Consider the following 19,069-nt stretch of genomic DNA (forward strand, 5'->3'; position numbering starts at 1 on the left):
TTTATTACATTGAATTGGACTAGAGTACTATATAATATTCCTAGAGCTATTTATAAATATAACACATAAAATCACGGTAATTGTATAGTAAATACGTAGGAGGAGATGCTATGAGTGATACAAATGTAATGAATATATTAGGGAGTCACCCTACACGAAAGCAAATATTAGCTCATTGGGAACCTGAAAACCCTGAATTTTGGGAACAATTTGGTAAAAAAATTGCTACACAAAATCTATGGACATCCACTTGGTCCTTATTAATTGCCTTCGTTGCATGGACGTTATGGGCTACCATTGCCGCCAATCTCAATAAGGTAGGTTTTCATTTTACCGATGCAGAAATTTTTTCATTAGCTGCCTTACCTGGTTTAGTAGGTGCTACATTTCGTTTTGTCTATACCTATATGCCCGGATTGTTAGGCGGTAAAACATGGACATTTATCTCAACAGCTATCCTATTAATTCCTATCATCTGGCTTGATCAAGCTTTGGGCGATACTAGCACATCCTATGACACATTCTTTTACATTGTAGCTCTATTAGGTTTAGCTGGTGCCAACTTTGCTTCTTCTATGGCCAATATTGGATTCTTCTTTCCAAAAGCAAAAAAAGGGACTGCTGCTGGTATTAATGGTGGTCTTGGTAATTTAGGTGTCTCAGTCATCTTCTTAGCCAGTCCTATCGTAACTGGTTTAAGCTTTGGTGGATTATTAGGTAATGGTCTCGTAACTACCAATGGCAATATTTTATATTTGCAAAATCTTTCTTATTTTGGTGTATCATCTATTATCATCACATTATTATTAATTGCTCTATTTATGGATGATCTTCCTACACCAAAACCAAATCCAAAAGCGATTCTTTCGATTATAAGCAACAAGCACACTTGGCTATTAACCTGGTTGTACACTTGTGGTTTTGGTTCTTTCATCGGTTACTCTGCCGCATTAGCTATCTTAGTAGCCAAAGAATTTCCAGAAGTATCCTTTAGCTTTGCCGCCTTCTTGGGACCATTTATCGGCGCTAGTCTTCGATCCGTTGGCGGTTGGCTTGCTGATAAAGTGAATAGTGGCGCCTCTGTTACATTCTGGAGTCTATTACTATTATTAGTAACAGCCATTGGTGTATTAACAGGTATTCAAGTTCATAACTTTATCTTGTTCTTTATATCGTTTATGATACTATTTTTATCCACTGGATTTGCCAATGGTGCTATTTTCCGCATGATTCCCTTTGTATTCCCTGATAATCTACAAGCATCGTTAGTTACTGGATTCACTGCTTCTGTAGCAGCCTATGGAGCATTCTTTATTCCTAAATTATTCGGCATTGCTTATAGTAATTTTGGAGAAGTAGCACCTGCATTCTATGTATTAATCGCCTTTACGCTTATTTCAACTATCATCACTTGGATATATTATGCTCGTAAAGGTGCTAGCATCAAAGCCTAATACCCATAACTTTATAGTAATAGTTACTACCTTTGATATAGAAAAGCATACAAGGCTATGACAATTATGTCATAGCCTTGTATGCTTTTCTTAGATTTTCTATTACTATAATCTATTAAATTCTTATGTAAGATTGTTTTATAGGTCCATATTAAATTTTCTAGTAGAATATATCCTACACTATCATGCTATCTCTACAATACCATCCCGTCGTCGTTACTATTTATTTTTCCTGTATACGATAGGACTACGACGTAAATAGGTAAAAGGAAAACTCAAGCAATGAACTAAACGAGTAAAGGGAAACACAATCGCTAACAATTGCCACGATACCATATGAATCTTAAATATCATAGGAATATGTTCCATCAGTTCTATGTCTGGTGATAACATCCACAACGATCTAAACCATGGAGAAATGAATTGACGATAATCAAAATGATTAACCATATTGTACAAGGTAGAACTACAACCGGTAAGTAATGTAATTCCTAATAGAATATATAATACTATATCCATGCGACTCGTATTTGCTCGAAGATAGGGATTGGTAAATCTCCGTTTCATGAGTAATATATAGCCAATAATAATCAATATTGCCGCTGGTAATCCTCCTGCTAACGATACGAAATGATACACCTCATTAGTCATGCCTATCGATAACGTCCAACTTTCAGGAATACATAATCCGATTACATGACCACCAAAAGCCATAATAAGCCCGGCATGAAAAATATTATTTGAATAGCGAATATCTGATTTAGATAAGAATTCACTGGACTTGGTCGTCCAATTTCTTTCAAAGTATACATAGCGAAGAATAGTACCTGCCAAAAATACTGTTAGAGCAATATATGGTAATATGCCATAGATAAATAGTTTCATCTTACTGTTCCTCCAATCGCGTCATAACAGTTAATACGACATCTAGCAAAAATACATGCGGTAATTTAGCTTTGATTAATCGATTGCGCAATAACTCAATTTTCTGCTTTGCAAATGCTAATACAGTAAAAGCTTCACGTCTATCTAATGTACTGGCTAATTCTAGAATAGCAGGTAAATAATCTGGTAGTTCATTGGTAATATCAAATCCATGATCCAAAAACATTTGTTTAAATACAACCATTTCATTCGCTTGCTTTCCAAAATCAGTACGATCATGCATAGTTAAATATAAGTTAGTATTTTGTGAAAAATCAAAACTCCGTACATATTCTTCTTCATATGCAGCAAATCCTTGTTCTTCTACATAATCAAAAAACTCTGCCAATGCATCGCGATTTTGAGGGACACTAACCTCACCAAGCATCTGACGATAAAGAGAAAACTCCTCACGCCACTCTGCATCTGGATATTCTAATAAATACGAAATTATCTGTAACGTTTTGCTATGGTCTATCATACTTAGCACCCCCCTGGGCAATGATAGCCACAACTACCTTGCAATTCTTTCAATTTTTCCTGTGATTGTTCATGCATACCAGCTGGAATATGAAAGCGATCCTTATATTTAGCAATTGCCATTAATCGATACATAGCTTCATAAGTAGCCTCATCATATTCTAACTGAGCTGGTAATGCTTCATGCACCTCTTTAGCACGCATAACGGCACGCATATCCAATAACCGTTGTAATGTATTCGCCACTACTTCTACATTGCCAGCACTAAATAGCTCTGCTAAATAGGCTAATGGAATCCGCATCTCTTTTGAGTCTGGCAAGTATACATTTGACTCTACAGCACGCGTAATAGGACTCAACGGTGGCACATACCATACCATTGGTAATGTACGATATTCGGGATGCAATGGTAATGATACTTTCCATTCCTTAATCAGTTTATACACTGGCGAATTTTGTGCTGCTTCTATCCACGCTACTGGAATGCCTTCTTGCCGAGCCGCTTCAATAATTATTGGATCATGAGGATCTAAAATAACGTCTAATAAATGATCGTAAATATCTTGTGGATTAGTGACAGATGCTGCCGCTTCTACTTTGTCCATATCATAGAGTAGTACCCCTTGATAACGAATACGCCCTACGCAGGTATCTGCACAAATAGACGACAATCCATTTTCCAAGCGAGGAAAACAGAATGTGCATTTCTCCGCTTTATTAGTTTTCCAATTATAATATACTTTTTTATACGGGCATGATGGTACACAATGGCGCCACCCACGACATACATCTTGCGATACAAGAACAACCCCATCTTCATCGCGCTTATAAATAGCCCCTGATGGACACGCCGCTACGCAGGCTGGATTCAAGCAATGATTACAATTACGCGGTAAATATTTCATGAATAGATCTTTGAATTCCATCGTAATAGACTCGGCAAGGTTCTTTAAATTCACATCTTGTCGTGCTGTTTCTCCATTAGCCAAATCATCTTCCCAGTTAGGACCCCAGTTAATTTCCATACGTTCCTGTGTAATAAGCGAGCGAGGACGCGCAATGGGTTGATGATTTTTTCGTTTAGAATGAATCAATGTTTCATAGTCATAGGTCCACGGTTCATAATAATCATGTAATTCTGGTTGTTCTGGATGAAAGAAAAGTTTAGCTAATCGCAATCCTTTAGAGCCAGATTTTAATGCTAATTTTCCATCCTTTAATTCCCAGCCACCTTTCCATTGCTCTTGGTCTTCCCAATTTTTAGGATATCCAATACCTGGTTTTGTTTCTACATTATTAAAATACATGTATTCCGCACCTTCGCGGTTAGTCCATACATTCTTACAAGTAATGGAGCAAGTATGACAACCGATACACTTGTCAAGATTCATTACCATGGACACTTGTGCCTTAATCTTCAAGCCAATCAACCTCCTCCATTTTACGAGCAATTACATACATATCACGCTGATTTCCTGTAGGTCCATAATAGTTAAATCCATAGCTTAATTGACCATAACCACCAATCATATGTGTCGGTTTCATATGAATACGAGTTGGTGAATTATGCGTACCACCACGAGTACCGGATAGTTGAGAGCCAGGCACATTAATATGGCGATCCTGTGCATGGTGCATAAATACAACGCCTTCTGGAATACGAGGAGACACCGCCACTCGTGATGTGACAACACCATTATGATTGTACAATTCTACCCAATCGTTATCTTTAATATCAATTTTAGCGGCATCGATTTCACTCATCCATACAGTTTGACCACCACGGAATAATGTCAATAATTGTTGACTATCAAAGTACATACTATGCGTACTCCACTTATTATGCGGTGTTAAATATTTCAATGTAATTTCTTTAGTGCCACCAATAGCGTGTTTCATAGGTGCATAATCTAAAATTGGCCGGAAGACTGCTTGTGCTTCTCCATATTCACGCATCATTTCATGATCTAAGTAGAAACACTGACGACCAGTAATTGTGCGGAACGGAATCAATTCTTCAACATTATTTGTAAACGGTGTATATCGACGATTCTGATTACTTCCAGTAAAAATAGCAGACGTAATTGTTTCTCTCGGTTGTACAGCCACCATTTCAAAGGTGAACCGCTCACTTTCACGGTCAGCAGAAAGTCGTGTTAAATTAGAAAGGCCTGTATGTTTTTCCATTTCACGCCATTGTTTAACGGCTACCTTACCATTCGTCGTACTGGATACTCCCATCACAGCATCCGCCGCCTGTTTCGCAGTGAAAATAGATGGACATCCATACGATACATAGTCCTTATTATCAATATATCCATTACGTCGTCCTACTTCTTCGTAGAATTCTTGAGAGTCCCACGTCATCGTTTCAAAACTCATCTGCTTAGAAATATTGGGTCCCAAACCAATCCATTTTTCGTAAATCTGTTTAAAATCGCGCTCTACCGTTACTAATTTAGGCATTGTTTTTCCTGGAATTGGTTCACAATCACCTTTACTCCAATCTTTAACTTGACCATTCGGTTGTGCAATTTCTCCTTCACTATCATGACCTAATGGCACTGCTACTACATCTTTGTAAACTGGTAAATCCGATTCTTTTGCCACCTTAGAAACAGCTTGTGCTAAGGTTTTGAAAATTTCCCAATCTGTTTTCGACTCCCATAAAGGATCCACTGCGGCCTGGAAAGGGTGTACAAACGGATGCATATCGGTGGAAGACAAATCATCTTTTTCATACCACGTTGCCGTTGGCAAAACTACATCAGAATATAACGCTGTACTAGCCATACGAAAATCTAAATCAATTAATAAATCAAGTTTACCTTCACCAGCGCCACCAGGTACATTAATTTCTTCTTCACTACGCCACTTAATTTCTTTCGGTTTCACTCGACTTTCTTCTTCTGCAAAAGCACCATGTTTAGTACCTAACAAGTATTTCATAAAGAATTCATTCCCCTTAGAGGACGAACCTACTAAATTAGATCGCCAAACAAATAAATTGCGTGGGAAGTTTTCTGGCGCATCAGGATCTTCTACTGAAAATTGCAACGTTTTATCCTGTAAACTCTTGACAATATAGTCAGCTACACTCATATTCTGAGACATGGCTTCATCAGTTAATTGTTGACCGCCCTTATTGAAAGTCGGATACGATGGCAACCAACCTAATCGTGCGGCCAACACATTATAGTCACCAGGGTTTCTATAGCGTAAGGAATTGCTTTCTACAGGAGATACTAAATCTTGCATATCCATTTCATCATTACGCCATTGTCCTGTAGCAAAGTAATAGAATGATGTGGAGTTTTGTAACCGCGGTGGTTTTTGCCAATCACCAGCTTTCATAATGGCGCCCCAACCTTCTTGAGGGCGAAGTTTTTCTTGCCCTACATAGTGAGCCCATCCACCACCGTTACGGCCTTCGCAACCGCAAAATAGTAATAAGTTTAAGATGGTTCTATAAATAACATCTGCATGGAACCAATGATTGATACCTGCGCCCATAATAACCATGGTACGCCCGTTAGTCTTAATCGCATTATCAGCAAATTCACGAGCTGTATGAATAACAGTTTCTGCTGGCACACCTGTATATTTTTCCTGCCAAGATGGTGTATACGGTATATCATCTTCATAACTACGAGCTACATCACCGCCAATGCCACGGTCCACTGCATAATTAGCCATAGTTAAGTCAAACACAGTGGTAACTAACCGTTCTCCATTAACTGTTTGGATTCGTTTTACTGGTACAGGCCGTTGCAATACGCGGCTTTCACGTTCATTACCAAAGTAGGGTAAATTAATCGTCACTACTGCATCCCGATGGTCTAAGATAGATAACAATGGTTTAATCGCTTCGCCTGTATCGGAATTTTCTTCACGGAGATTCCATTTTTCTTTACGGTCCCAACGATCGCCCATGGTGCCATTAGGAATTACTAATTCTTCAGTCAACTCATCTATTACATAATACTTAAATTCTGCATTTTTATCGTCACGGCCTAAATCATTAGCATTTAAGAAACGACCTGGTTTAAAATAATCTCCATCTACATCGAGTTGTACTAAAAATGGAAAATCTGTAAAGTTGCGAGTATAGGTAGTGAAAAATTCACTTGGTTGTCCCCAATAATATTCATTTAATATAACATGCCCCATAGCCATAGCCATAGCACCGTCACTGCCCACATTGAGTGGTATCCATGTATCCGCAACGGTAGTAGATTCTGCATAATCCGGCGCAATGGATACTATTTTAGTCCCTTTATAACGAGCTTCTACTAAAAAATGTGCATCCGGTGTCCGTGTAAGTGGTACATTTGATCCCCAAGTAATAATATATCCTGCATTAAACCAATCTGATGATTCTGGTACATCTGTTTGATCGCCCCATACCTGTGGGCTTGCTGGTGGCAAATCCGCATACCAATCGTAGAATGATAAACCAACACCGCCCATTAATTGTAGGAATCGAAGTCCTCCAGCATAACTTAACATAGATTTAGCAGGAATAACGGAAAATCCAAAATTACGATCTGGCCCATAGGTGATTGCTGTATGCAATAACGAGCAGGCTACTAACTCAGACACTTCATCCCATGTAGAACGAACAAATCCCCCCATGCCACGAGCTTGCTTATACTTTTTCTTTTTACCTGGATCATTAGCAATACTTTGCCAAGCCGCAAGTGCCGTACTATGATTTTTTTTAGCCTCACGCCACAACTCAGCGAGTTCTCCTCTTAAATAAGGGTATTTAATACGATGCGGACTATATAAATACCAGGAAAACGACGCCCCTCTTGGGCATCCACGAGGTTCAAAATCAGGCATAGATTCATCTGTTTCTGGATAATCGTGAATTTGATTTTCCCAAGCCACTAATCCATTTTTAACATAAATATTCCACGCACACGATCCTGTACAATTAACACCATGCGTAGAATGAACAACTTTATCAAATGACCAACGATCACGATACATTTGTTCCCAATCACGACCACCTTCATGTAATTGTTGATGCCCATCTTTGGATGTATGAATTGGTACTAAATACTTAAACTTTTGAAAAAGATTACTCATATATATACCCTCCTACTTACTTTTAGTGTACTGAAAATCTCTGATTATGAATGTAACAAATCTCACAAGTATAATATATATCACATTCCATTTAGTAATATCTGCTACTAGTATCGTTACTAATATGCATACATCCTATAGGTCTTGTATTGATTCTCTCGTACAATCTATAATGGGGAAAAATTAGTGATATATGTCACTATCTAACTATACGTAATGTGTATGATGATTCTACTATTGCTAGCAACGGTTATTATCTCTATTCTCCCCATATGTATATGACCTACACAAAATAGTAGTAATAAAGCTAAAGAAATCACTAAATTTACGTGTATCTATCCCCATCATAGTCTATCCTATTCACTGTGTAATATCATCATGGAGTCACACTACATAACCTAGCTGCACTCTCTAAAAATATCTGAGAAACAAAAATGTAGCCTATATATTCTATACGGATACACATAAGATGCGTATCTAGCTAAGAAATATATAAGCTACATACTGTAGTAACTGTTTTCTATTTAAGTAATACTAATTATTGTACAGGACCTCGATCAGCCTATATACGGTAAAATAAACCGAATCCAAGGAATCCCTACAATGATAAAAATTGCTAAGTAAATAAATCCAAAAATAAATCCAAGTTTCCAAAATTCAGGACCCTTGATAAAGCCACTGGCAAACCAAACTGGACTATGACCAGTACCATAAGGAGTTAATACACCCATTATCCCCATTGGTAATAATAATATGGTCATTACTTCTGTAGCATTCACACCAGGAATTTCTAGTACTAATGCAACAAATAAACCCACCATAGCCGTTACATAGGCGGTTGCTGATGCAAAGAAATACCGCAATACACAAAAGGCAATTAACAAACCTAACATAGCTATTGTCGGATCTAATGATACGAGTGTACCTCCAGCCATATGGGCTAACCAATTTAAAAATCCCACATTTTTTAAACCACTTGCCATCGGTACCAATGTAGCAAACCAAGTCAAAACATTCCAAGCTGGTTTGTTAGCTAAAAAATCTTGCCATGTAATAATTTTTGTAAGAACCATCAAAATGATAACAATTAATGCAGTAGTGGTTGGATTAATACCAAAATAACTAGAACCGATCCACAATACCAACGCTAATACAGAAATACATGCCATGGCTATTTCGCCAAAACTCATAGTTCCTAATGTACGAAACTCCGTACGAGCCCATTTCGCAATTTCTGAAGAACCTTTGACTTCAGGCTTACATAAAATATAGGCCAACAATGGTGTAATAATAAATAAAATGATACTTACTGGCAATAGAGCCAAGAACCAAGACGTCCAACTCATAGTTACAACGCCCGATTTAGCTGCTAATTCGACAGCTAATGGATTAGGCGCTTGCCCTGTTAAAAATATAGAACTAGATACACAGGTAGTAGCCAAACTAACCCAGGTCAAATAAGACCCTATTTTTCTAGGGTTTTTATCTGGATAACTATCAAACATAGGACAGATACTACTAACAACAGGGTAAATTGTGCCACCACTACGAGCCGCATTACTCGGTATAAATGGGGCTAATATCAAATCTGTTAAAGCGATGGCATATCCTAATCCCAATGAAGATGTTCCTAATTTTTGTACTAAAAACAATGCAATACGACGGCCTAATCCACTATTTTGATAGCCGATGCCTATCATAAATGCTGCAAAAATTAACCACACAATAGTGTTGGAAAAGCCGCTAAGCCCCCAACTAATAGCCGCCGCACTAGTAATAGGAAATGCATTTCCTGTTAATGCATCAATTTTTACCGCTGGCCCTACTCTAAATAATATAGATACGATGATAGCAATAAGACCTACAAATGCTGGTGGCATTGGTTCTAAAATAAGACCTACTACTAACCCTGCAAAAATGCTAACATACAGCCACGCACCTGCGCCAAGACCTGTAGGAGCACCAATTAGCCAAACAATAACAGCTACCACAACTGGTGCTAACAATTTCCAAAGTGGTACAACTTTCTTTTCACTCATATTTCATATCTCCTTAGAAAAACAGTACTTTCCTAGTATATCAAACTATGAATTGAAAACAAGTTAATTATAATGATAGACTTAACAAAATAATTTCTATCAGTTAGTAATCACATGAATACTTATCGATATTTATTAAATAAAAATAAAGAAATGATAATTAATGCACCACCAATAAAAAATCCCCTATTAGGGAATTCGCCTAACAATGCCCAGCTCATACCAGTAACAATAACAGGTGATAAAAACATAAAACATGTTACATCTGCTGTTTTTTCTGCTAATTCCAATGCATATGCCCATGTAATAAATGCTACAGCACTAGATAAAGCTCCTAAAAAGAAAATCATACCACCCTCAATCATCGTCACATGCGCTAACTCTTCTATCATAGATGGTATCCATTGTATCCCCATAAAAGAAGCTACAACCATACCCCAAGTAGCAATTGTCAATGGTGTGTATCCTTTCATTGATAATTCACGGCTTAGTATAGTGTAGCCAGCAAAGAGTAACATGCCTAATAAGGTCCATATAGCACCCATTTGTATATATAACATGCCGTCCCATAACAATACAATCCCCACTCCTATGAAAGCTGTTATAATACATAGCCAGCCCATAGTATGTAATCGTTCTTTGTAAATACCATAGGCCATACTGGCTACAATAAGTGGTGTTAAAACCATAATAATACTAGAAGTAGCTGCTGGAATGGATAGTATGCCGAGACTAAAGACAATTTGATAACCAATATTACCAGCTATCGCTATTCCAATAAATAGTATCCAGTCCTTTCGCCTAGGAAACGACAGGCCTTGTTTACTAGTAACTAGCAATAATACAAGAGCGCCAATAATCATGCGCGCTTCTGCAAGCGAAGTAGCACTTACACTATATATAACATATTTTGTAAAAGGAAATGCTGATGCCCAGAATAAAATTGTTATAAATGCCCATAATACTACTTGTACTCGTTTCCCCATAATTTTCTCCTTTTTCTATCACACATGTTCATTGCATATCATATCTTATTTAGTTTCTGACGAAGTATGACCATGATTTTTATCTAGTATAATAGCTTCTACACCATTTTTAGAAACAGCACTACCATGTGTATATCCAACTACATTAAAATCTTCTGCTAATCGATGAGCAATAGCCTCGTAATTTTCATTTTTACCACGTGTACATGTCGATAAATGAACAACGTCTACCCCTTTTTTGAGCAATGTGGCAATTTTCTTTTCTAAATCACCACCACTATGCGTCATCGACACCAATTGAATTGGTTCATCCCCATATCGTGCGAAAGCATCTTTTTTATCAAATAATGCGCCTAAACATCCACCACATGAACAACGTTGCATAGTTTCTTCATTGACTAAAATTGCTACTTTTTTCATATAACCTCCTTAATATAACCTGCACGTCTAACAACAGTCTTCCTAGTAACTAGTAATTCCTCTATTCATCACTAGCATCTATATAACAATATAAAAGTACCACATAGTCCTATAGTGTATAGATCAGTACTGTCACTTTTCATTTGTATATTCCAATGTAAATCACATCTAGTAACAAAGGTTCACCATAAACACTCATCTTTCTAACATATAATACAATATAAATACCTCTAATATATACATTAGATGATATGTTATCAACTCCTTATCTTTTTCGCATAGATAGTAGTGTATAGTCTTCTATCAATAAAATGTCTCACTCTAACAGTATATAACAAAAATCCTCCTCGCATTTATCATAGTAAATACGAGGAGGATGACTATTCATATAAGCGTATATATGTGTTATTCTTAGTCAGCGATTTCAGTAACAACACCAGCGCCTACTGTATGACCACCTTCACGAATCGCAAAACGAAGACCTGGTTCGATAGCGATTGGAGTGATTAATTCAATATCCATAGTGATGTTATCACCAGGCATACACATTTCTGTACCTTCTGGTAAGCTGATAACACCAGTTACGTCTGTAGTACGGAAGTAGAATTGTGGACGGTAGTTGGAGAAGAATGGAGTATGACGGCCACCTTCTTCTTTAGTCAACACGTATACTTCGCCTTTGAATTTAGTGTGTGGATGAATGGAACCTGGTTTTGCTAATACTTGACCACGTTCGATATCTTTACGTTCAACACCGCGAAGAAGAGCACCTACGTTATCACCAGCTACTGCTTCATCCAATGTTTTACGGAACATTTCAAGACCTGTTACTACGTAAGATTTTGCTTCATCTGCAAGACCTACTACTTCTACAGTGTCGCCTACTTTAATTTCGCCACGTTCTACACGGCCAGTAGCTACTGTACCACGACCTGTAATTGTGAATACGTCTTCTACAGGCATCAAGAATGTTTTGTCTGTATCACGAACTGGAGTTGGAATGTAGGAGTCAACTTGATCCATTAATTCTTCAATTTTAGCAACGTATTTTGCATCGCCTTCTAATGCTTTTAAAGCAGAACCGATAACTACTGGAATATCGTCGCCAGGGAATTCGTAGGAAGAAAGAAGTTCACGAACTTCCATTTCTACTAATTCTAATAATTCCTCATCGTCAACCATATCAGCTTTGTTCAAGAATACAACGATTGCTGGAACGCCAACCTGACGAGCTAACAAGATGTGTTCACGAGTTTGAGGCATAGGGCCATCAGCTGCGGATACTACCAAGATAGCGCCGTCCATTTGTGCAGCACCAGTGATCATGTTTTTAACATAGTCAGCATGGCCTGGGCAGTCAACGTGTGCATAGTGACGAGTTGCTGTTTCATATTCAACGTGTGCTGTATTGATTGTAATACCGCGTTCACGTTCTTCTGGAGCTTTATCGATCATGCTGTAGTCTTGGAAATCAGCTTGACCTTTTTCAGCCAATACTTTAGTAATAGCTGCTGTTAATGTTGTTTTACCATGGTCAACGTGACCGATAGTACCAATGTTAACATGCGGTTTTGTACGTTCGAATTTTTCTTTTGCCATTTTAAGTAAATAGCCTCCTTCATCATAACAAAATAATGGTGTATATATCCATTATAGTATAAAGCAAGATAAATATAAAGTATCTACCCAAAATTTACATATAAAAAAAGCCTTCCTAAGGAAGGTATGGTGGCGGCACACGGATTTGAACCGCGGACACATCGGGTATGAACCGATTGCTCTAGCCAACTGAGCTATGCCGCCGTATATGGAGCTAGTGACCGGGATTGAACCGGTGACCTTATCCTTACCAAGGATACGCTCTGCCGACTGAGCTACACCAGCATAATAGAAATTATACTGTTGCTATAATTATGGTTGCGGGGACAGGACTTGAACCTGCGACCTTCGGGTTATGAGCCCGACGAGCTACCAACTGCTCCACCCCGCTATGAAAAAATGGTGGAGGGAGAAGGATTCGAACCTTCGAAGTCGAAGACGGCAGATTTACAGTCTGCTCCCTTTGGCCGCTCGGGAATCCCTCCATATGGAGCTGGCGATAGGAATTGAACCCACAACCTGCTGATTACAAGTCAGCTGCTCTACCAGTTGAGCTACGCCAGCATTTCATAACAAGATATATTATAGCACTCAGGCAATAAGCTTGTCAATAATTTTTTATTGCTTAGTTTTCAAATACCATGCAACCAAAGCCTCTCAATTATTGCCACTCCTTAGTGCTTAACTAATATACCACATCTAGATTATCTTATGCAAGTGCTTTTTTTATTTTTTTAACTTCCAAATTACTCACACTATATCTAATAACTATCCGCTTACTTTCTAATAGGTAGTACTAATCGTCGTTTTAATAATTGCACTAGTAAGCATCCTACCACAGCAGGAATAACTTGCCCCACCGACAGATTACAAATCAACACCGTATAAGGGATATGCAATACATATGCTAGCCATGCCGATACGCACACAGCAGGAACAATCACAATAGGTAAGAGTGACCACCATAGATTCATTTGACGCCGTTTTAGGCCTACAATAATCATGGTTGTAATGATGCCCACACCAAAGCCGCCAAGGCAATCGAGCCAGCCTAAACCGCCAAATAAAAAGTTAGCAATCAAATTAGCAATCCCCATGGGAATAACGAGAAAAGGAAAGATATAAGCAAGTGCATATAAAGATGTGGCAATTCTAATTTGATAAGGGCCAAAAGACATACCTTGTGTAATATATAAAACAACAATATAAATAGCTATTACCATAGAAGAGATAGTTAATCGTCTAATAGAATTAATCTTCATCACACTCACCTCCTTTTACATAAAAAAAGAGTATGGTTAACCATACTCATATTGCTTAGCTTATGTCTTCCTAGTTTTGTTTATAGACAGGATGGTTACGAACTGTCTTATGTAATTGTAAAATGGAGCTGGCGATAGGAATTGAACCCACAACCTGCTGATTACAAGTCAGCTGCTCTACCAGTTGAGCTACGCCAGCACCTTAGTACTTTGTTATAGTATCATACCAGATTTATTTTTGGCAAGTCTTTTTTTGTATAAACATAAAAAAATTTTAATAAAATGTATATGATACATAGTAATGTGCTTATTTGATAGCAGGATCCTCAATCCCATTAGCGGCAAATGCCTGTGCTCTATCAATACAGGTACCACAATGACCACAAGGTGTTGCACCACCTTCATAGCAACTCCATGTTAATTCATAGGGAACCCCTAATCGTATGCCTTCTTTAATAACATCTGCTTTAGAAACATTGATAAAAGGAGCTTCTAAAGTTAATAGCTTGCCACTACCTTCATAGATGGCCGTGCCCATAGCATTATAGAAAGCATTGCTACAATCAGGATACGCATTGCCCGCTGCATCATCACTGTGAGCTCCATAATATACATGGCTAGCTTCTAATGAAAGTGCTAATGACGCAGCCGCTGATAAAAACAAGCCATTGCGAAAAGGCACATACGTGCTCACTACATCGCTACCGCTATTTGCTTGCTGCGTTGCATAGGATCCTTCAGGGATTGATTCTGTAGATTGTTGCAACAAAGAGCAATTACTAAAAGCAAATATTTTTGTTACATCCAATGATTGTCCTTGCATATGGTAATAATTTAATATAGCATGCACCGCTTCTAATTCTTTACTATGTTTTTGTCCGTATAAAATAGACAACGGTATAACACAATCTTTTCCAAATCGTTCAATAGCCAAGGCTAAACAAGTAGTACTATCAACACCGCCACTCAATAAAACAACGGCACGTTCATTTCTTTCATTTATCATAGTATGCTTCCATCAATTCTTACAAATACTAAAAAAGCATGTATGGTCCTGCTAATATATGCTTTTCCATCTACCATTTCATTTATAACTTAATATCCAATTCTACTGGGCAATGATCACTGCCAAAAATATGTTGATGAATCTTCGCATCTTCAATTTTATCAACAATATCATTGGATGTAATGAAATAATCAATTCTCCACCCCGTATTTTTCTCACGAGCTTTGCCCATATAAGACCACCAACTATACTCTTCTATCGCATCTGGATACTTATATCTAAAAGTATCCGTAAATCCTGCTTGTAACAATTCGGTCATCTTGTTTCTTTCTTCATCAGTAAAACCTGCATTACGACGATTTGTTTTAGGATTTTTTAAATCAATTTCTTGATGGGCTACATTTAAATCACCACAAACGATGACTGGTTTTTTCGCATTCAATCCCAATAAATATGTACGGAATGCATCTTCCCATTCCATGCGATACTCAAGGCGTAATAATTCTCGTTTACTATTCGGTGTATAGCAAGTCACTAAATAAAAGTTATCAAACTCTGCAGTGATAACTCGTCCTTCTTGATCGTGTTCTTCAATGCCTAGGCCGTTTGTCACCGCTAGAGGTTTAACTCTCGTAAACAGAGCCGTCCCACTATAGCCTTTTTTTACCGCACTATTCCAATATTGTTCATAACCAGGCAACACCATTTCAATTTGTTCTGGCTGTAACTTTGTTTCTTGTAAACAAAACATATCTGCATCTAGTTCACGAAAGGCATCCATAAAGCCTTTCGTAACAGCTGCTCGTAACCCATTTACATTCCATGATACTAACTTCATACTATCTCCTATAACTTTTACCTATGTAATCTATTGATGATCTTCCTTTTCAACATGCCCATCTATATCGATTGTTTCTCGTTCACTACTTTTACGCTGCGCTTCTTCACAATCACGACGATATTGAGCATCTAAGGCTTTTCTCTTCTTAGCTGCCCACTTTTCTAGCCAAGATGAGGCCGCCAACACAACTAATGCGCCTACATTAATCAACTGTATACCATTTTGATATATATGCCAAACAATTGCCATTAATGCCACAATTAATAATATACGATTCAAACTTCTCATACATAACTCCTTATATATACAGGAAATACGTTCATATCGATAACTTTCTATAAAGATAGTATATCATAAATGGATAAGAAACATAAGTATCTTTCTATACTGCCTTGTCAATGGAATAATCCTTAGTTCGTTCTCTAAGCGCTTCAATATAAAGTTGACCAAATCGGCCAGGCGCAATTTTATTATGCGTCAAATAACCAATCTGTATCGGATCATCTACATCCAACGGACGAGCTACAATATTTTCTCCATTTAATTCTTCATTGATAACACCACTACAAATAGTATATCCATCAAGGCCAATCAACAAATTAAATAATGTTGCTCTATCACATACTAAAATATCTTTATTCGCATCACGTGTACTCAACACTTCTTCAGAAAAGTAAAATGAATTATGTTCACCTTGTTCATAGGATAATCGTGGATATGGTTCTAAATCCTCTAAGGTAATTATCTCTTTCTTAGCTAAAGGGCTAAACACACTGACAAATACATGCGGTTGTGCTGTAAACAAAGGATTGAATTTCAAGTCATGGCGACGCAATTCTTTTCGAATAATAGTTTCATTAAAACTATTCAAATATAAAATTCCCACTTCACTTTTCAATTTTGCTACATCTTCAATTAATTCATAGGTCTGTGTTTCACGAATACGAAAATCATATTCTTCACCACCATGATTCTTTAACAGGTCCACAAATGCCTCTACGGCAAAAGAATAATGTTGCGTAGATACACAAAATTGATGTTTCACAGGTTCTTGTCCAAAATATTTTTCTTCAATTAAATTGGTTTGATCGATGACTTGTCGTGCATAGCCTAAAAACTCTTCTCCTTCCACCGACAAAATAACTCCTTTATTGGTTCTATTAAAGATAGTAATACCCAATTCTTGTTCTAACTCCTTAATAGCCGCTGTCAAACTTGGTTGTGCAATAAATAACTGTTTTGCCGCTTTACTAATCGTGCCTGCTGCAGCAACAGTCACAATATATTTTAATTGTAATAATGTCAACGGATAGTGCCTCGCTTTCATAGACGTTCATTATACTCATTAAAAGATTCATATAATCTATTATCTTTTATCTTTCTATTGTAACATTTCTATGAAAGTTATAGAATAATATATTATTACCTATACTACTATAGCGTATGATGAGTACAAACAGATACCGTTAGTAATTCTATATACGCATTACAGACAATAAGTATGCTCCTTTATCTTAACTATATGTATAGTTGATGCAAGCAAGCTTATAATTACTGATATCCTGTATAGGTTAGGAGATATAGTATGAGACCTACCTATTTAGAAATTAACACCACATGTATTCGCCACAATTTACGTGCCATAAAAAATAGTCTACCTAATGGCATGACATGTACAGCCGTTGTAAAAGCTAACGCCTACGGTCATGGCAGTGTCATCGTGAGTCAAATAGCCATAGAGGAAGGCTATGATGCACTAGCTGTTGCTATCCCCGAAGAAGCAATTCCCCTTCGACAAGCAGGTATCGTGGCTCCTATCTATCTATTAGGACTAACTCGACCACAATCATTCGATTTAATTGCCACAACTAATACAATTCCTGCCGTTTGTGAATCTACTGATTTTGAAGCATTAAATGCCTGTGCTAGTAAACACAATAGAGTAATTGAAGTAGCTATTGCCGTCGATACAGGTATGCATCGTATTGGCATTTCCCCTACGGAAGTATTACATTGGATTGATGTAATAGACGCATATCCACAATTACGAATCAATGGTTTTTTCTCACATATGGCCAATGCTGATGCGGCGGATCAAACACATGCTCATGAACAAACACAACTATTTAATCGTCTAGTATCCACCGTCAAAGAGGCTCGACCTAATAAGCAATATCGTTTTTCCTTGGCGAATAGTGCTGGTTTATTAGTGCTTACAGACAGTTTATTTACGGATGCCAGACCCGGTATTATTCAATATGGCATTATGCCATCAGTAGATGTGCCGAATACGCTACACTTGCAACCGGCCCTATCCCTTCATAGCGAAGTAGTTCATGTACACCAAGCGCCTGCTGGTTCTGGCATTGGCTACGGCAGTACCTATATAGCGCCTAAAGACATGAAAATAGCCACTATTCCTATCGGCTATGCAGATGGTTATCCACGCAGTCTATCCAATAAAGGTTCTGTCTTAATCAAGGGTACTCATTGTTCTATCGTTGGTCGCATATGTATGGATCAACTTATGGTAGCACTGCCAGATACTCTTGATATACATCCTGGTGAGCCTGTCATATTACTAGGTTCCCAAGGGAATGAAACCATATCGGTGTTAGATATAGCAGCCTTAGCCGACACTATTCCTTATGAAATTTTCTGTGGTTTTTCTGAACGCGTTCCGCGTCACTACCTATAGTCGATACTAATTAGAGTCATACCTTTCCCTAGCAATTATCATCAGCACGATGGCTACACATGACCATTTCTATCCAATATAACGCGAAATACGATACCCATCAAAAATAGCGATACCTCTATACATAGAGTCAACAATTTACTCCATATAGAAAATAAATAAACAAAAAGTCACACTCCAAATAGAGTACTTCTTAAAATGAAAAGTATTCTATCACGGTGTGACTTTTTTGATAAACTTCCATTAAATAATCGATCGATAGCAA

At 37.6% G+C, this 19,069-nt stretch carries 15 protein-coding genes and 6 tRNA genes; 2 read left to right on the plus strand and 19 right to left on the minus strand.

Annotation, left to right across the window (positions count from 1 at the left end; genetic code table 11):
- Positions 1 to 110: 110 nt before the first annotated feature.
- Positions 111 to 1,454 carry an MFS transporter gene (locus P6940_RS06460; protein WP_277293541.1) on the plus strand — a complete coding sequence of 448 codons (1,344 nt, stop codon included), beginning with the start codon at positions 111 to 113 and terminating at the stop codon, positions 1,452 to 1,454.
- A 219-nt stretch (positions 1,455 to 1,673) separates the two neighbouring features.
- Here the strand turns inward: P6940_RS06460 and narI are convergent, their stop codons facing one another.
- The 19 genes from narI to P6940_RS06555 form a co-directional block, all read right to left on the minus strand.
- Positions 1,674 to 2,339, minus strand: a complete 666-nt coding sequence (gene narI, locus P6940_RS06465; protein ID WP_277293542.1) for a respiratory nitrate reductase subunit gamma — start codon at positions 2,337 to 2,339, stop codon at positions 1,674 to 1,676.
- A 1-nt stretch (position 2,340) separates the two neighbouring features.
- Complete coding sequence (gene narJ, locus P6940_RS06470) at positions 2,341 to 2,859, minus strand: nitrate reductase molybdenum cofactor assembly chaperone (protein ID WP_028257756.1); 519 nt, start codon at positions 2,857 to 2,859, stop codon at positions 2,341 to 2,343.
- A 2-nt stretch (positions 2,860 to 2,861) separates the two neighbouring features.
- The gene (gene narH / locus P6940_RS06475; RefSeq protein WP_277293543.1) at positions 2,862 to 4,280 is read right to left on the minus strand and encodes a nitrate reductase subunit beta; all 1,419 of its coding nucleotides are present in this window, start codon (positions 4,278 to 4,280) and stop codon (positions 2,862 to 2,864) included.
- Positions 4,270 to 7,953, minus strand: coding sequence for a nitrate reductase subunit alpha (locus tag P6940_RS06480; protein ID WP_028257758.1), 3,684 nt, complete (start codon positions 7,951 to 7,953; stop codon positions 4,270 to 4,272). The genes narH and P6940_RS06480 overlap by 11 nt, the downstream gene beginning before the upstream one ends.
- A gap of 557 nt (positions 7,954 to 8,510) precedes the next feature.
- A complete protein-coding gene (locus P6940_RS06485; protein WP_277293544.1) occupies positions 8,511 to 9,992 on the minus strand; it encodes a DASS family sodium-coupled anion symporter in 1,482 nt (493 codons plus the stop codon).
- A 122-nt stretch (positions 9,993 to 10,114) separates the two neighbouring features.
- Positions 10,115 to 10,978, minus strand: a complete 864-nt coding sequence (locus P6940_RS06490; protein ID WP_277293545.1) for a DMT family transporter — start codon at positions 10,976 to 10,978, stop codon at positions 10,115 to 10,117.
- A 45-nt stretch (positions 10,979 to 11,023) separates the two neighbouring features.
- Positions 11,024 to 11,398, minus strand: coding sequence for a CGGC domain-containing protein (locus P6940_RS06495; RefSeq protein WP_028257761.1), 375 nt, complete (start codon positions 11,396 to 11,398; stop codon positions 11,024 to 11,026).
- A gap of 411 nt (positions 11,399 to 11,809) precedes the next feature.
- Positions 11,810 to 12,997, minus strand: coding sequence for an elongation factor Tu (gene tuf, locus P6940_RS06500; protein WP_277293138.1), 1,188 nt, complete (start codon positions 12,995 to 12,997; stop codon positions 11,810 to 11,812).
- 127 nt (positions 12,998 to 13,124) lie between these two features.
- Positions 13,125 to 13,201 (minus strand) — tRNA-Met (locus tag P6940_RS06505).
- Between the two features lie 5 nt (positions 13,202 to 13,206).
- Positions 13,207 to 13,282, minus strand: a tRNA-Thr gene (locus P6940_RS06510).
- A 30-nt stretch (positions 13,283 to 13,312) separates the two neighbouring features.
- Positions 13,313 to 13,388, minus strand: a tRNA-Met gene (locus P6940_RS06515).
- A 9-nt stretch (positions 13,389 to 13,397) separates the two neighbouring features.
- Positions 13,398 to 13,482: transfer RNA gene (locus P6940_RS06520), tRNA-Tyr, on the minus strand.
- Positions 13,483 to 13,485: 3 nt separating this feature from the next.
- Positions 13,486 to 13,561, minus strand: a tRNA-Thr gene (locus P6940_RS06525).
- Positions 13,562 to 13,773: 212 nt separating this feature from the next.
- A complete protein-coding gene (locus P6940_RS06530) occupies positions 13,774 to 14,253 on the minus strand; it encodes a QueT transporter family protein (protein ID WP_338116629.1) in 480 nt (159 codons plus the stop codon).
- Positions 14,254 to 14,382: 129 nt separating this feature from the next.
- Positions 14,383 to 14,458, minus strand: a tRNA-Thr gene (locus tag P6940_RS06535).
- 108 nt (positions 14,459 to 14,566) lie between these two features.
- Positions 14,567 to 15,265 (minus strand): 7-cyano-7-deazaguanine synthase QueC, encoded by a 699-nt coding sequence (gene queC, locus P6940_RS06540; RefSeq protein ID WP_277293546.1) that lies wholly within the window; start codon positions 15,263 to 15,265, stop codon positions 14,567 to 14,569.
- An 82-nt stretch (positions 15,266 to 15,347) separates the two neighbouring features.
- The gene (locus P6940_RS06545) at positions 15,348 to 16,103 is read right to left on the minus strand and encodes an exodeoxyribonuclease III (RefSeq protein WP_277293547.1); all 756 of its coding nucleotides are present in this window, start codon (positions 16,101 to 16,103) and stop codon (positions 15,348 to 15,350) included.
- A 30-nt stretch (positions 16,104 to 16,133) separates the two neighbouring features.
- Entirely contained in the window at positions 16,134 to 16,394 is a 261-nt protein-coding gene (locus P6940_RS06550) for a hypothetical protein (RefSeq protein WP_277293548.1), read from the minus strand.
- A 94-nt stretch (positions 16,395 to 16,488) separates the two neighbouring features.
- The gene (locus P6940_RS06555; protein WP_277293565.1) at positions 16,489 to 17,412 is read right to left on the minus strand and encodes a LysR family transcriptional regulator; all 924 of its coding nucleotides are present in this window, start codon (positions 17,410 to 17,412) and stop codon (positions 16,489 to 16,491) included.
- Positions 17,413 to 17,691: 279 nt separating this feature from the next.
- On the opposite strand from P6940_RS06555, the gene alr reads away from it, so the two are divergent.
- The gene (gene alr, locus P6940_RS06560; protein ID WP_277293549.1) at positions 17,692 to 18,804 is read left to right on the plus strand and encodes an alanine racemase; all 1,113 of its coding nucleotides are present in this window, start codon (positions 17,692 to 17,694) and stop codon (positions 18,802 to 18,804) included.
- Positions 18,805 to 19,069 lie beyond the last annotated feature (265 nt).

The organism is Veillonella montpellierensis, assembly GCF_947090115.1.
Classification (GTDB): domain Bacteria; phylum Bacillota; class Negativicutes; order Veillonellales; family Veillonellaceae; genus Veillonella; species Veillonella montpellierensis.